Annotated in this window: 13 protein-coding genes; 5 read left to right on the forward strand and 8 right to left on the reverse strand. The window is 72.0% G+C overall.

What is annotated here, in order from left to right; all coding sequences use genetic code 11:
• Positions 1 to 106 precede the first annotated feature (106 nt).
• Both ABZS77_RS15070 and ABZS77_RS15075 read left to right on the forward strand, forming a co-directional pair.
• Entirely contained in the window at positions 107 to 2200 is a 2094-nt protein-coding gene (locus ABZS77_RS15070) for a hypothetical protein (RefSeq protein WP_354822727.1), read from the forward strand.
• Positions 2201 to 2738: 538 nt separating this feature from the next.
• The gene (locus tag ABZS77_RS15075) at positions 2739 to 3818 is read left to right on the forward strand and encodes an AI-2E family transporter (RefSeq protein ID WP_354822780.1); all 1080 of its coding nucleotides are present in this window, start codon (positions 2739 to 2741) and stop codon (positions 3816 to 3818) included.
• A gap of 4 nt (positions 3819 to 3822) precedes the next feature.
• Here ABZS77_RS15075 and ABZS77_RS15080 read toward each other — a convergent pair whose 3' ends face one another.
• The 7 genes from ABZS77_RS15080 to ABZS77_RS15110 all read right to left on the reverse strand — a co-directional run bounded on the left by ABZS77_RS15080 (position 3823) and on the right by ABZS77_RS15110 (position 10259).
• On the reverse strand, positions 3823 to 4620 hold the full coding sequence (locus ABZS77_RS15080; RefSeq protein ID WP_354822729.1) for an alpha/beta hydrolase: 798 nt from the start codon (positions 4618 to 4620) through the stop codon (positions 3823 to 3825).
• Positions 4621 to 4758: 138 nt separating this feature from the next.
• A complete protein-coding gene (locus ABZS77_RS15085; RefSeq protein WP_354822731.1) occupies positions 4759 to 5082 on the reverse strand; it encodes a hypothetical protein in 324 nt (107 codons plus the stop codon).
• A gap of 64 nt (positions 5083 to 5146) precedes the next feature.
• Positions 5147 to 6211, reverse strand: coding sequence for a hypothetical protein (locus tag ABZS77_RS15090; protein ID WP_354822733.1), 1065 nt, complete (start codon positions 6209 to 6211; stop codon positions 5147 to 5149).
• Entirely contained in the window at positions 6208 to 6702 is a 495-nt protein-coding gene (locus tag ABZS77_RS15095) for a SigE family RNA polymerase sigma factor (protein WP_354822735.1), read from the reverse strand. The genes ABZS77_RS15090 and ABZS77_RS15095 overlap by 4 nt, the downstream gene beginning before the upstream one ends.
• 40 nt (positions 6703 to 6742) lie before the next feature.
• The gene (locus ABZS77_RS15100; protein WP_354822737.1) at positions 6743 to 8533 is read right to left on the reverse strand and encodes a 3-hydroxybutyryl-CoA dehydrogenase; all 1791 of its coding nucleotides are present in this window, start codon (positions 8531 to 8533) and stop codon (positions 6743 to 6745) included.
• A 125-nt stretch (positions 8534 to 8658) separates the two neighbouring features.
• The gene (locus ABZS77_RS15105) at positions 8659 to 9723 is read right to left on the reverse strand and encodes an alpha/beta hydrolase (protein ID WP_354822739.1); all 1065 of its coding nucleotides are present in this window, start codon (positions 9721 to 9723) and stop codon (positions 8659 to 8661) included.
• Positions 9724 to 9842: 119 nt separating this feature from the next.
• Positions 9843 to 10259, reverse strand: a complete 417-nt coding sequence (locus ABZS77_RS15110) for an FHA domain-containing protein (protein WP_354822741.1) — start codon at positions 10257 to 10259, stop codon at positions 9843 to 9845.
• Positions 10260 to 10514: 255 nt separating this feature from the next.
• Between ABZS77_RS15110 and ABZS77_RS15115 the strand changes: the two genes are divergently transcribed.
• Together ABZS77_RS15115 and ABZS77_RS15120 are read left to right on the forward strand one after the other, a co-directional pair.
• The gene (locus ABZS77_RS15115; RefSeq protein ID WP_354822743.1) at positions 10515 to 12011 is read left to right on the forward strand and encodes an aldehyde dehydrogenase family protein; all 1497 of its coding nucleotides are present in this window, start codon (positions 10515 to 10517) and stop codon (positions 12009 to 12011) included.
• Between the two features lie 79 nt (positions 12012 to 12090).
• A complete protein-coding gene (locus tag ABZS77_RS15120; protein ID WP_354822745.1) occupies positions 12091 to 12750 on the forward strand; it encodes a class I SAM-dependent methyltransferase in 660 nt (219 codons plus the stop codon).
• A gap of 4 nt (positions 12751 to 12754) precedes the next feature.
• Here the strand turns inward: ABZS77_RS15120 and nucS are convergent, their stop codons facing one another.
• Positions 12755 to 13414 carry an endonuclease NucS gene (gene nucS, locus ABZS77_RS15125; protein ID WP_139582662.1) on the reverse strand — a complete coding sequence of 220 codons (660 nt, stop codon included), beginning with the start codon at positions 13412 to 13414 and terminating at the stop codon, positions 12755 to 12757.
• A 71-nt stretch (positions 13415 to 13485) separates the two neighbouring features.
• On the opposite strand from nucS, the gene ABZS77_RS15130 reads away from it, so the two are divergent.
• Positions 13486 to 14103: a DUF4126 domain-containing protein gene (locus ABZS77_RS15130; protein WP_354822747.1), complete on the forward strand. Its 618-nt coding sequence runs from the start codon at positions 13486 to 13488 to the stop codon at positions 14101 to 14103.
• Positions 14104 to 14252: the final 149 nt, after the last annotated feature.

Genomic DNA, 14252 nt, shown 5'->3' on the forward strand with positions numbered 1-14252 from the left:
GCGTTTCCCAGCCCTTGGCATTCCGTGCCGACAACGGAGTGAACTAGCTCCCACAAGGGGCGTCCGTATCGCCCCAGCCGGGGGCGATGCGTGTGAGGATGGGGGCATGTCGCACGGCGAGGAACTGTTCGCTCTCGGCGGGGACGTGACGACGGAGCCCAGCTTCGAGTCCGCTCTGCGGGGGTACGAGAAGAAACAGGTTGACCGGTACGTCGCGCGTGCCGAGCACGAGATCGCGACCCTCGCCGCCGAACGGGAACAGGCCTACACACAGATCCACAAGCTCGCCGGCCAGGTCGAGGTGCTGCAACGCGACCTCACCCAGGTCCGCAAGCAGATGAACGTGGTGGACCGGGCGTCGTTCCGGCATCTGGGCCCCCGGGTCGAGTCGATCCTCACCCTCGCCGAGGAGCAGGCCGAGCAGATCCTGTCGGCCGCCAACGAGGAGATCGAGGCCCGCCGTGCCGCCGCCGAGCACATCGTCGAGGAGGCTCGCGAGCAGGCCGCGCGGGCGCTGAAGGACTTCGAGATCGCCCTCGCCGCGCGGCGCGCGGAGGAGGAGCGGCACAGCAACGCCCGGCGGGCCGAGGCGGAGGCGACGCTCCAGTCGGCGAAGGACGAGGCGGCGACGCTGCGCAAGGCGGCGCAGGACGCGTTGGCGAAGGCCCAGCAGGAGGCCACCCAACTGCGGGACACCGCCAAGGAGATCCACGCTCGGGCTCAGCAGGAGGCCACCAAGCTGCGCGAGGCCGCCCGCGAGGCGCTGACCACCGCCCGGCAGGAGGCCGGCGAGCTGCGCGAGGCCGCCAAGGAGGTGCACGCCAAGGCGCAGCAGGAGGCCAAGCGGCTCACCGACACGGCGACCGAGGCGGGTCGCGCCACCCACGCCAAGGCGCAGCAGGAGGCCAAGCAGATCATTGACGACGCGTCGATGGCGGGTCGGGCCACCCGGGCGAAGGCGCAGCAGGAGGCGGAGCGGCTGACCGCGCAGGCCACCGAGTCGGCCAAGCGCAGCCGGGCCGAGACCGAGGCGTACGTGCAGCGGATGCGCACCGAGACCGAGGCGTACGTCAAGCACGCCCGCGCGCAGACCCAGCAGGAGTTGGGCGCGTGGCGGGCCGGGGTGGAGCAGGAGGTCAACTCCCGGCGGGAGGCGGCCGACCGGGAGCTGGCCCAGCGGCGGTCCACGGCCGAGCAGGAGTACGCGAAGCGGCGCGACGAGTTGGACAAGCAGCACGAGGCACGCCAGCAGGAGGTGGAGGCCGCATTCACCGGTCGCCAGCAGGAGCTGGAGTCGGGCTTCACGGCTCGCCGTGAGGAGTTGGAGAGCGAGTACGCGGCCCGCAAGAACGAGCTGGAGACCGAGTACACGACCCGCAGGAACGAGATCGAGCAGGGTGCCGAGGCGGTCCGCCAGGCGGCCGAGCGGGACGCGACGGAGATGCGCCAGCGCGCCGAGTCGCAGGCCGCCGAGTTGCTGAGCCGGGCCGAGACGGAGGCGGGCGACAAGCGCCGCAAGGCCGACGAGCACGTCGCGGCCTCGCGTCGGCAGTTCGAGGAGTACGCGGCCACCACCCAGCAGCACCTCGCCACCACCCAGCAGCATCTGGCGGCAACCCAGCAGGAGTCGGCGGCCGGCCGGCAGCAGCTCGCCCAGGTGATGTTGGAGATCGCGCAGGCCCAGCAGCAGCTAGCCGATCTGCGGCAGGAGACCTGGAAGTCCCGGCAGGAGTCCGACGAGCTTCAGCGGCGGATGGCTGATCTGCGGTTGCAGAGCACGGCTGGCCCGTTGGACGGCCCGACCGCGCCGGACACCCAGGGCGATGCGAGCCGGAGCGCGGGCGATGACGGTGACGACGGCGTGACCGGGTCCGGCGCGGGCACGGCGTCCGGGTCGGGTGCGGCGACCGGCCTCAAGACCGGGCCCGCCGAAACCCGGCAGTCGGTGAACGCTTCGGCGCAGGACGCGGGGCAGTCCACGACGCGTCCGGTGGCGGAGCCGGTGACCACCGTCGACGGCGGGGAGGCCAGCGCGGGCGTGGACGGTGAGCCGACCGTGGCGGCCGTTCCGGGCGTGGGTGGCCGGGACGCCAAGCCCACCAAGATCACCAGCACCGGTGAGAACGGCAAGCGCCCCAGCAAGCCGACCACCGACGAGCGCAGCGCCAAGCCGAGCAAGGTCACCATCGAGAAGGACTGACCCAGCAGCGCCCCGGGCCGGCTGACCGGACCGCGACCCAGAGTTGCTGGTCGCGGGTCAGGCGGCCGTTACCGGTCAGCACGATCCCTCGGCAGATGGACCGCCGCCGGCCGGAGCGGATCCGCCCACGCACCGTCCCCTCCGTGAGCAGACTGGAGACTGCGCGGTCGTCAGCACGCCAGCCTGCTCGAAGGCGAGCCAGTCGAGCGCGGCGTCGTCGTCGGCGGGCGGCATCCGAACAGCTTTCACCGCCGGGAAGCCACCACACACCACCAGATCTTGGACAGCTCCCGTTCCGCGCGAACGGAAACTGTCCAAGATCTGCGGGTCGTGCCACCGAGCGCGTACACCCGACGAGGAAGTTGTAACGTCATGGACCTGTGCGTACGGGACAGCTGATGTTCGCGCCGGCCGACGTCCCACCGCCTGAGCTCGGGAGGTCCTGGTGCCGCAGCACGACCCGTCGGCCGACGACCCGGACGTGACCCCCGGTCCCCCGCCGACCGACCCGACGCCGGTGCCCGTTCCCGCCCCGGGCATCGACCCGGACGAGCCGCCGGCTGTCCCGTCCGGCAGGTTCGGCACCCCGGGGCGTCCGCTGCGGCGCAGCAGTTTCCTGGTCGGCTTCACCGGCGCGTTGGGAGTGCTGCTGGCGTACACCCTCTATCTGGGCATTCGCAACGCCGGCGGCATCCTGGTGCTGGTGGTGATCGCGCTCTTCCTCGCGGTCGGCCTCAACCCGGCGGTGGTGCGGCTACGCGGCTGGGGCGTGCCGCACGGCCTGGCGGTCGCGGTCGTCGCGTTGACCGTGGTGCTGCTGCTCTGCGGCGGCGTGGTGGCGCTGGTCCCGCCGATCGTGACGCAGTCCGGGCAGTTCATCGACCAGATCCCCAGCCTGCTCGACGAGTTGCGTCGCAATCCCACGGTCAACGACCTGGTGGAACGGTACGACGTGGTGGAGCGGGTGCAGAGCGCCGCGAACGCCGACACGATCGGGCGGGCGCTCGGCGGGGTGCTCGGCGGCGCTCAACTGATCTTCGGCACCGTGTTCCGGACGCTCACCGTGCTGGTGCTGACCATCTACTTCCTGGCGTACTTCAACCGGCTGCGGTCCCTGGGCTACGCGCTGGTGCCCCGCTCGCGGCGGGAGCGGGTGCAGCTGATCGGCGACGAGATCCTGACCAAGGTGGGCGCGTACATGGTGGGGGCGCTGAGCATCGCGGTGCTGGCCGGCGCGACCACCTTCGTGTTCGCGTTGATCGTCGGGCTGCCGTACCCGTTCGCGCTGGCCGTGGTGGTCGCGGTGACCGACCTGATCCCGCAGATCGGCGCCACCCTGGGCGCGGTCATCGTGAGCCTGGTCGGGTTCGCCGCCGACCTGCCCACCGGCATCGCATGCGTGGTGTTCTTCCTCATCTACCAGCAGGTGGAGAACTATCTGATCTACCCGAAGGTGATGCGACGCTCGGTGGAGGTCAACGAGGTGGCCGCCCTGCTGGCCGCGCTGCTCGGGGTGGCCCTGCTGGGTGTGGTGGGCGCGCTGATCGCCATCCCCACGGTGGCCGCGCTGCAACTGATCCTGCGCGAGGTGGTGCTCCCCCGTCAGGAACGGGGCTGAGCCGTCAGTCGCCCGGCTGCGGTACGGGGGTGTCGGCGAAGGCGGCCACCGTCCGGTCGGCGTACGCGCTGACGTCGCCGGACTCCATCGGGCCGTCCCAGGTGGTCGGCAGCGGCACCTCGACGGCCGGGTTGACCCGGCGGACGATCTCGTCGAGCACGGTCTCCGCGTCGCCGACCCAGAGGTGCTTGGCGCCCGGCACCCCGACGACCTCAGCCTGCGGCACGGCGGCGAACCGCTCCCGGGCCTCGGCCGGGCGCAGGTAGTCGTCGAACTCCGGCACCAGAGCCGTCAGGGGTCGACCCGAGGCGGCCCAGGTGGCCAGGTCCTCCGGGGCCGAGAAGCGCAGCGGCGGGGAGAGCAGGATCGCACCGGCGACCGCCGGGTCGCAGCCGTACTTCAACGCCAGGTCGGTGCCGAACGACCAGCCGACCAGCCAGATGTTCGGCAGTTCGGCGAACTCCGCGTACTCGATGGCGGCGGCCACGTCGAACCGCTCGCCCACCGCGCCGTCGAAGGCCCCCTCGCTGGTGCCGCGCACGCTGCTGGTGCCCCGCGTGTTGAACCGCAGCACAGCCAGGTCGGCGAGCGCGGGCAGCCGCCAGGCCGCCTTGCGGAACACGTGGCTGTCCATCATCCCGCCGTGCGTGGGCAGCGGGTGCAGGCAGACCAGCGTGGCGACCGGCGGTCGCTCCGCCGGCAGGGCCAACTCACCGACCAGCCGCAGACCATCGGCGGTGTGCAGCTCGATGTCCTCCCGGCGGCCGGGCAGGATCGACGACGCGCGGATCGGTGTGCTCACCGCCCAAGTCTGTCGCGAAGTCGCCGCCACCGCCCGCCCAGGCGGTAACAGGGTGATCCAGGTCGCTCAGCCGGGCCGCGAGTCGGCCCCGGCGGGGGTCGCTCAGCCATGGCACGGGGCGCCCCAGGCAGGTCTCGCTCAGTAGCGCGGGCTGCCCCGGCCGCGCTGCACGGCCGGGCCGCGCCGCTCCCGGGCCCGCCAGCAGCCGCTGTGCCAGTGCCGCCGGTCGGTCAGGTCACCCAGGCCGTCCGCCGGCCAGGCCACCAGGTGCGCCACCCCGGGTCGGATCTCCTGGTCACAACCGGGGCAACGGTACGTCTTGACGGACGCGCCAGCCCCGATGCCGCGTACCTGCCAGGCGCCGTCGGTCCACTGCTGCACCGAGGCGACGCCCTGCCGGACCCGGTCGGCGTCCAGGTTGGCGTTCTCGTCCCGGCGGGGGCGATTGCGACGGGGGCTCACAGTCACCAAGCGTACGGTCCGTCGGGCGGGACGACCTCGCGGCCGGCCCGCCCGACGGCCGGGGTCACTTCCAGCTCTGCGGGCGGGTCGGGTCCTCGGACAGTTCCACGTCGGCCAGCAGGGCTGTCGCCTCGGCCTCGGTGAAGACGTTCGGCGGGCTCTGTCCGTCCCACGGCCAGCCGAAGTCGGCGATCACCCTCGTTCGGGGGATGCCGACCAGTTCCAACCTCGTCCCCTTCGCGGAGAGCAGCGCGGGTCGGCCCCCGATGGTCCGATCCGCGTCGGTGTAGGTGCCCGTCTGGCTGGCGTACCGGTACTCCACCGACATGTTCTCCCTCGCGGCCCGCTGAAGACCAAAGCGGGCGGTGACCAGTCTCGGGTACGAGGCGACGTCGACCGAGCAGACGGTGACCCTCGCGCCTGCGGGCAGGGCGCCGAGCCGCAGCGGCGCGGCGCACCGGCGCGCCTCCTTCCAGCGCAGGGCCTCGACCGCCCGCTTCAGGACGGCACGGTCGCCGTGCAGCATGACGGCACGGGCGTACAGGCCCGGTGCGGGTTGCCACAACGTGACGAGCCCACGGGCCATCCCGCTGGCCGGGCGAATCGAGCCGTCGAAGGTCGGACGTCCCGCCTCTGTCACCTCGAACGACCTGCCGTCGATGATGACGCTGCTGAACAACTCGGCCGATCTGCTCACGTCGACGCGTACCTCCTCGCTGCCCGCCACGCTGAGCCGTACCGTCTCGCCCTGATCCCGGATCACCTCCCAGCCCAGGTAGCGGGCCCGGTCGGGGTCGAGGCCGAAGTGCAGCACCTGCGGATCGGTACCCACAAGCGTGGGGTCGGTGGCTGCCCCGGGCACTGCGTCGGCGCGCGGTGGAACCACGGTGGGTGTGGGCGTGGCGGTGCTCCAGGGCATCCGGCCGGCCAGTTCGTCGAGACCCGGCCCGGTCACCCCGACGAAGCCGAGCGCCCCGACGAGGCACAGCGCGGTGCCCACTGCCGTCCGGCGGTGCACCTGTCGGCGGCGGCCGCGGGCACGCGAGCCCCGCAGCAACCGGTCGGTGTCCACGTCGCCCTCGGCGCGCTCCCGCAGGGTCTGGGCGATCTGTTCGTCGAGGTCGATCACGGCCTGCTCCCGTCCTTGGCCGGGACGCCGCAGCGCCCCCGGAGGTTCGCGAACGCCCGCATCGCGTGGGTGCGGACGGTGACCGGCGAGCAGTCGAGGATCTGGGCGATCGTGGTGTCGTCGAGGTCCTCGTAGTAGCGCAGCACCAGCACCGCCCGCTGGCGGTCGGGCAGGGCGAGGATCAGCCGCCACATCTCGTCCCGGTCGGCCACCTCGCCGTCGAGGTCGCCGCGCTGCGGGCGGTCGGCGAAGGTGTCGACCGCCAGCTCGCGGTTCGACCGGCGACGCCACCAGGAGTTGTTGGCGTTGACAAGCATCCGGCGCACGTACACGTCGGGCCGGTCGGCGCGGGAGATCCGGCGCCAGTGCACGTACGCCCGGGACAGCACGTCCTGGGTGAGGTCCTCGGCCCGGTGCTCGTCACCGGTCAGCAGCCGCGCCAACCGGACCAGGGCCGGGCCGCGGCTGGCGACGTACTCCTCGAAGGTCACATCCCTCAGACGCGGCCGGGCACCTCCGGCGTTTACCCGGTCAGCGGTGCGAGTGGTCGCGGAAGCCGCGGCGGGTCTTGCGGCCCAGGTAGCCGGCGGTGACCAGGTGCTCCAGCAGCGGCGCGGGTGCGAAGCCCGGCTCGCGCAGTTCCAGGTACAGCTCCCGCTGGATGGCGAGCGAGACGTCAAGCCCGACCACGTCGAGCAGCTCGAACGGGCCCATCGGGTAGCCGCAGCCCAGCTTCATGGCGTGGTCGATGTCGTCGGCGGTGGAGTAGCTGGCCTCCAGCATCCTCACGGCGTCGTTCAGGTACGGGAAGAGCAGCGCGTTGACGATGAACCCGGACCGGTCGCCGCAGACCACGCCGGTCTTGCCGAGCGCGGCGCAGACCGCCCGCGCGGTGGCGGTGGCCTCCGGCGAGGTGCGGATGGTGCGGACGACCTCGACCAGCGGCATGACCGGGGCCGGGTTGAAGAAGTGCAGCCCCACCACGTCGGCCGGCCGCTGGGTGGCCATCGCGACGTCGATCACCGGCAGGGACGAGGTGGTGGTGGCCAGCACGACGCCCGGCTTGCAGATCTCGTCGAGGCTGGCGAAGAGCGCCTTCTTCACGCTCAGCTCCTCGACCACCGCCTCGACCACCAGGTCGACGTCGGCGAGGTGGTCGAGGGTGGCGGACCAGCTGATCCGGCCCAGGGCGGCGTCCCGGTCGGCCTCGGTGAGCTTGCCGCGCACCACACCCTTGTTCAGCGAGGTCTTCACGGCCTCGCAGACCTTGGCGGACTTCTCCGCGCCCCGGGTCACCGAGACGACCTCGTAGCCGGCCTTCGCGAACACCTCGATGATCCCGGTGGCCATCGTCCCGGAACCCACGACACCCACCTTCGCGATGGCGCGCGCTCCGTCGGCGAGCGCGGCCTCCGCGGCGGGCGGCGTCGCCTCGTCGGGTACGACCACCGGGGAGCCGGGCCGCTCGTAGGTGTAGAAACCCCGGCCGGACTTCCGGCCGAGCAGTCCCGCCGTCACCATCTGCTTGAGCAGCGGCACCGGGGCGTGCCTGCGGTCCCGCCCGCCGCGCCGGTACATGGTGTCCAGGATCTCGTACGCCGTGTCCAGGCCGATCAGGTCCATCAGCGCCAGCGGGCCCATCGGCAGGCCGCAGCCGAGTTTCATGGCGGCGTCGATGTCCTCCCGGGTCGCGTAGTGCGACTCGAACATCCCGACGGCGTGGTTGAGGTAGCCGAACAGCAGCGCGTTGGCGATGAAGCCGGCCCGGTCGTTGATGGTGACGTCGACCTTGCCGAGCCGGGCGCAGAGCGCCTCGACGTCGGCGACCACCTCGGGTGCGGTGACGACGGTGCGGACCACCTCGACGAGCTTCATGACCGGCGCCGGGTTGAAGAAGTGGATGCCGATCACCTGGTTGGGCCGGGTGGTGGCGACCGAGATCTCGGTGACGCTCAGCGACGAGGTGTTGGTGGCGAGGATGGCCTCCGGCCGGCAGACCCGGTCCAGCTCGGCGAAGATCCGCTGCTTGAGGTCCAGGTGCTCGGGCACCGCCTCGATGACCAGGTCGACGGAGTGCAGCGCGTCCAGGCCGACCGCGAAGTGCACCCGTTCGTGCAGGGCGTCCCGGTCCGCCGCGGCCAGCTTGCCCTTGGCGACCGCCCGGTCGGTCGAGCCGCTGAGGGTGGCCCGGCCGCGTTCCAGCGCGGGCTCGGAGATCTCCACCGCGACGACGTCGATGCCGTTGCGGGCGAAGACCTCGACGATGCCGGCACCCATGGTGCCCAGCCCCACCACACCCACGGTGCTGAACTCGCGCGCCACGACCGGCCTCCCCAGACACTCCGCACGGCCACTGAACGGCCGCTAAGGTTATGCGCGCGAGTCTGCCACGTGACGCTCGGTTGTCGAGACGCCGTGGGATATTTCACCCACCGCGCCCCGTGCCGCTAGGCGGCGGGCACGTCCGTCAGGGCCAGCAGCTCCGCGACGAACTCCGCCGGGCGTTCCAGGTGCGGGCTGTGCCCGCAGCCGGGCAGCACCACCTCGTGGTACGCCCCGCCGGCCGCCGCGTACCGGTCCAGCACCGCCCGGGTCTGGCCGACCATCGGCTGCGGCGGGCAGGCGTCCTGGCCGGGCCAGCCGGGCACCACGCCCAGCGACCCCAGGTACGCCAGGTCGAACAGCGAGGTGTCCGACACGATCACGTCGGCGTCGCCACGTACCCAGGTGACAGGCGGCTTGTCGGCCACGGCGACCAGGTCGTCGGCGAGCCGGAACCAGGTCGGCGCGAGCGCGTTGAGCACTCCCCGCTCCCCCGGCGCCGTGCCCGGCCAGTTGTCCGACGGCACGGACGTGCCCGGGTAGTTGTCGTCGCCGGTCGCGGTGGAGAGCAGGCTGTCCAGCAGCAGCTCCTCGTCGGTGCCCAGCGCCCCCGGGTCGGCCACGTAGGTGGCCCGCAGCACGGCACGGGGGCTGGCCTGCGCCTCGGCGCTCCGGTCGCCGGCGGCGAGCCGGGCGATGAAGTCCCGGTTCGCCGTGCCGGCGCCCGTACCGGCGAAGTCGGGGGTGGTCGGTGTGCCGGTCAGGTCCCGGGTGCCACCGAAGCCGTACGGGGAGACCGGTGCGGCGAGCAGCAGCGCGCGTACCCGCTCCGGGTGGTCGACGAGCAGGCGCATCGCCACGCCACCGCCGAGGGAGTGCCCGACCACCACCGGACGCGCGGCGCTGGCCCCGAAGAGCGCGGGATCGTCCAGCAGGGCGGCCACGTCGTCGGCGAAGTCCCGCAGGCCACGGGTGGCGTCCACCGGCGCGGTCCCGGTGTCGCCGTAGCCGCGCAGGTCCGGTGCGACGACCCGCAGCGTCGGCGGCAGCCGCCGGATCAGCGGCTCCCAGAACAGCGAGGACGAGCAGTTGCCGTGGATCAGCAGCAGTGGCGTGCCGTCCGTCGGCCCGGCCACTCGTACCGCCTGGGTGATGCCGTTGGCCGTGACGGTCCGCTGCTCGGTTTCCATCCGCGGCATGCTGCCACGGCGGCGAGCGCCGGTCCAGGTGCGTCAGCGCCACCCGGCGGCGCCGCGCGGTGTGGCCGGCAGCCAGGCGCGGCGCGCCCCTCGTCGTGGCGTGCGGCCGGCTAGCGCCGAGCGCTCGGCGGCGCGGCCAGTGGCAACGGCAACGTCGGTCGGACGTCGCGGCGGGGCGGACCGAACCGGAGCCCCACCGGGTCGGTGTGCGCGACCCCGGGGTCGAACAGGCGCAACTCGGTACGGCCGATCCGGATCACGTCGCCGTCGGAGAGCCGTTCGGTGCCGGTGATCCGGCGGTCGTTGAGCCAGGTTCCGTTCGTCGAGCCCAGGTCGCGCAGCGACGCGCCCTCCGGGGCCAGCCACACCTCCGCGTGCCGGCGGCTCAGGTGCGGGTCGTTGATCACCACGTGCCCGGTCGGCGCCCGCCCGATGACCTGCGGTTCGGCCCGCAGCCGAAAGCTCGCTCCGCGCATCGGCCCACCGGCGACCGTCAACAACGGCATCAGTTCCGGATATTCCTCCATGGACAGTCAGCCCTCCACCCCACACCGTCACTCCGCGCGTCAGCCTGCCATCAGACGGTAATCGTCAATACCGACCGGCCGGTCAGCTCCTCGCCACCTCCCGGCCACCTGCCGTTCGACGATTCGGGCGGCCGAGTTGCGATACCCGGGGCCTGACCTGCACTGATCAACGAGTGGGCAGGTGGGTGGGACTCCCACACCGTCGATCCGAATCGCGGCCTACCAGTGAGTAGTATTCGGGTCTAAGCTTCCGCCATGACGGCAGTGCATGTCCCCGGCGCCCCTCTCGTCGAGGCGGGTCAACTGGTCTCCACCAGTCCCGCCACCGGCGCCGAGGCCGGTCGCCTCGCGGTCGCCACCGACGCCGACGTACGAGAGGCCGTCGAGCGCGCCCGCGCCGCCGGCGAGTGGTGGGCCGGGCTCGGCTTCGCCGGCCGTCGCGCCCGGCTGCTGCGCTGGCGCGCCCTGCTCGCCAAGCGGATCGAGCAGCTCGCCGAGGTGGTGCACGTCGAGGGCGGCAAGCCCGTCGCCGACGCCATCGTGGAGATCGTCACCGCGATCGAGCACATCGACTGGGCCGCCCGCAACGCCGGCCGGGTGCTCGGCTCACGTCGGGCGCGGTCACGGCTCATCCTCGCCGAGTTCTCCGGCATGCTCGAATACCAGCCGTACGGCGTGGTCGGCGTGATCGGGCCGTGGAACTATCCGGTCTTCACCCCGATCGGCTCCGCCGCGTACGCCCTGGCCGCCGGCAACGCCGTCGTGCTCAAGCCGAGCGAGTACACGCCGGTCGCCGGCCAGTGGCTGGTGGACAGCTTCGCCGAGGTGGTGCCCGAGCATCCGGTGTTCACGGCGGTGCACGGGCTGGGCGACGTGGGCGCCGCGCTGTGCCGTTCCGGGGTCGACAAGGTGGCCTTCACCGGCTCCACGGCGACGGCCCGCAAGGTGATGGGGGCCTGCGCCGAGACGCTGACCCCGGTGCTGATCGAGGGCGGCGGCAAGGACGCCATGATCGTCGACAGCGACGCCGACCTGGACGCCGCCGCCGAGGCGTGCGTGTGGGGCGGCATGACCAACGCCGGCCAGACCTGCATCGGCATCGAGCGGGTGTACGCCGTCGAGCCCGTCTTCGACGCCTTCGTCGACAAGGTGGTGGCCCGCGCCGGCCGGCTGACCGTCGGGCCGGAGGGCACCGACATCGGCCCGATCACGATGCCCGCCCAGCTCGACGTGATCCGCCGTCACATCGACGCCGCCATCGCCTCCGGCGGGCGCGCCGTGCTGGGCGGCCCGGACGCGGTGCAGCCGCCGTACGTCCACCCGACAGTCCTCGTGGACGTCCCGGAGGAGTCGGCCGCCGTCCGGGAGGAGACCTTCGGCCCGACGCTGACCATCAGCCGCGTCCGTGACGCCGAGGAGGCCGTCACCCGGGCCAACGCCCTGCCGTACGGCCTCGGGGGTTCGGTCTTCGGCCGGCGGCGCGCGGTCTCCATCGCCCGGCGGCTGCGCTCCGGGATGGCCTCGGTCAACTCGAGCCTGACCTTCGCGGGGATGTCCACGCTGCCGTTCGGCGGCGTCGGCGACTCGGGCTTCGGTCGCATCCACGGGGAGGACGGGCTGCGCGAGTTCGGCCGGGCCAAGGCCATCACCAGGCGGCGTGCCCGGTCACTGCTGCCGTCGATGACCTTCGACCGCACCCCGGCCGACGTGGCACGGCTCGTGCGGGTCATCAAGACGATGTACGGCAGATGAGTGTCGGATAACCGATCTCCACGGGGATCGGCGTATCCACATGTTTGTACCCGGTAGGCGCGGCGGTACATTGCGTTAAATGGGCCCTAATCGATTGCGCTACCGCCTTGTCGACAGTGACCGGTCGTGGAGCGCTCGGCGGCGGCGGCACCGCGCGGACTGGCTGGCGCGCACCTTCCCCGAGCTCGGGGACATGCACGTCGTCGACCTCGGTGGCCGGCTCGGCACCTGGCACCGCGCCACCGTACGACCGGCCCGTGTGACAGTGGTCAACCTGGAACAACCGCCAGTCGTCGTGCCGGAGTGGGCACACGTGGAACAGGCCGACGCCTGCGAACTGCCGGCACGCCTCGCCAAGGCCGACTACGACCTGGTGTTCTCCAACTCGGTGCTGGAGCACGTGGGCGGGCACGAACGCCGCCTGCGGTTCGCCGCCACCACCCGCGCCCTGGCCGACCGGCACTGGGTGCAGACGCCCTACCGCTACTTCCCGATCGAGCCGCACTGGATCGCGCCCGGCATGCAGTTCCTTCCGGTACGACTGCGCACCGCGCTGGCGCGGCGCTGGCCACTGGGCCACAAACCCACCCGCAGCCACGACGCCGCGATCCACCAGGTGCTGTGGACGGAGCTGCTGGACCGCTCGCAGATGCGGCACTACTTCCCCGACTCGCGGATGCTCGTCGAGCGGGTCGTCGGCCTGCCGAAGTCGCTGATCGCGGTGCGGACCGGCGCGTGAGCCGTCAGAAGAGGGTCAGCTCGTCCTTCTCGATGCCGCGCAGCTTGTCGTAGTCCACGACGACGCACCGGATGCCCCGGTCGGTGGCGAGCACCCGCGCCTGTGGCTTGATCTCCTGCGCGGCGAAGACACCGCTGACCGGGCTGAGCAGCGGATCACGGTTCATCAGTTCCAGGTAGCGGGTGAGCTGCTCCACCCCGTCGATCTCGCCGCGCCGCTTGACCTCCACGGCGACCGCACCGGAGTTGGCGTCCCGGCAGAGCAGGTCGACCGGACCGATCGCCGTCATGTACTCGCGGCGCACCAGCGTGTACCCCTCACCCAGCACACCCGGGTTGGCGGCCAGCAACTCCTGCAGGTGCGCCTCCACCCCGTCCTTGCGCAGGCCGGGGTCCACACCCAGCTCGTACGAGGTGTCCTGGAAGATCTCCTCCAGGGTGATCCGCAGTTCCTCACCAGCCTTGTTGACGACCCGCCACACGCCGGGGGCCTCCTCCAGCCGGCACGGCGGGCTCATCCAGTTCAGTGGCTTGTACGCCCGGTCGTCGGCATGGATCGACACCGACCCGTCCGCCTTCACCATCAACAGCCGGGTGGCCGGCGGCAGGTGAGCCGAGAGCCGTCCGACGTAGTCCACCGAGCACTTCGCAATGACCAACCGCACCCGACGAGGGTAGCCGAGCACCCGCCGGTCGCCACCGAGCGGCACTGGCGCGTCGATGCGATGCTGAGACCGTGCTCGAAGTTCTCACCGGTACCGGCCTCGCCGCCTCGGCGGGGTTGAACGCCTACATACCCCTGCTCACCCTCGGTCTGCTCGCCCGCTACAGCGACCTCATCGACCTGCCCAGCGGCTGGACGTGGCTCGGCAACGGCTGGGTCATCGTCATCCTCGCCGTCCTGCTCGCCGTGGAGATGGTGGCCGACAAGGTGCCGGTCGTCGACCACATCAACGACGTCGTGCAGACCGTCGTCCGGCCCACCGCCGGCGGTCTCGCCTTCGGCGCCGGGTCGTCGTCGGAGACGGTCACGGTCAGCGACCCGGGGAGCTTCTTCTCCAGTCACCAGTGGGTGCCGGTGGCCACCGGCGTAGCGCTGGCGTTCGGCGTCCACCTGCTCAAGTCCGCCGCCCGTCCGGTCGTCAACGCGACCACCGCCGGGTTCGGCGCCCCGGTGGCCAGCACCGCCGAGGACGCCACAAGCGTGGTCGTCTCACTGGTGGCGATCATCCTGCCGGTGCTGGTCCTGGCGTTCCTGCTCGGCCTGGTGTTCTTCGTCTTCTGGTTCGTACGCCGCCGCTCCGAACGCCGTCGCGAACGCGAGGCGGCCCGCGCCGCCGGCTTCCGCGTCTGACGTCGAACATGCCGATGGCCGGCACCCCGTTGCGGGGTGCCGGCCATCGTGTGTGTGGGTGGGTCAGCTGTTCCAGTGCTGGTTGACCAGGTCGGTGGCCTGCTGCTCCCACTGGGCGTAGGCGTCCGGGTAGGCCGAGACCTGCACGG

The sequence above is a fragment of the Micromonospora sp. NPDC005298 genome (genome assembly GCF_040607375.1).
GTDB lineage: Bacteria > Actinomycetota > Actinomycetes > Mycobacteriales > Micromonosporaceae > Micromonospora.

What these genes read in the sequence shown, in the direction of transcription:
- ABZS77_RS15105 (WP_354822739.1), bottom strand. Translation starts at nt 9,723, where the DNA reads ATGGAAACCGAGCAGCGGACCGTCACGGCCAACGGCATCACCCAGGCG.
- ABZS77_RS15115 (WP_354822743.1), top strand. Translation starts at nt 10,515, where the DNA reads ATGACGGCAGTGCATGTCCCCGGCGCCCCTCTCGTCGAGGCGGGTCAA.
- ABZS77_RS15110 (WP_354822741.1), bottom strand. Translation starts at nt 10,259, where the DNA reads ATGGAGGAATATCCGGAACTGATGCCGTTGTTGACGGTCGCCGGTGGG.
- ABZS77_RS15120 (WP_354822745.1), top strand. Translation starts at nt 12,091, where the DNA reads ATGGGCCCTAATCGATTGCGCTACCGCCTTGTCGACAGTGACCGGTCG.
- ABZS77_RS15070 (WP_354822727.1), top strand. Translation starts at nt 107, where the DNA reads ATGTCGCACGGCGAGGAACTGTTCGCTCTCGGCGGGGACGTGACGACG.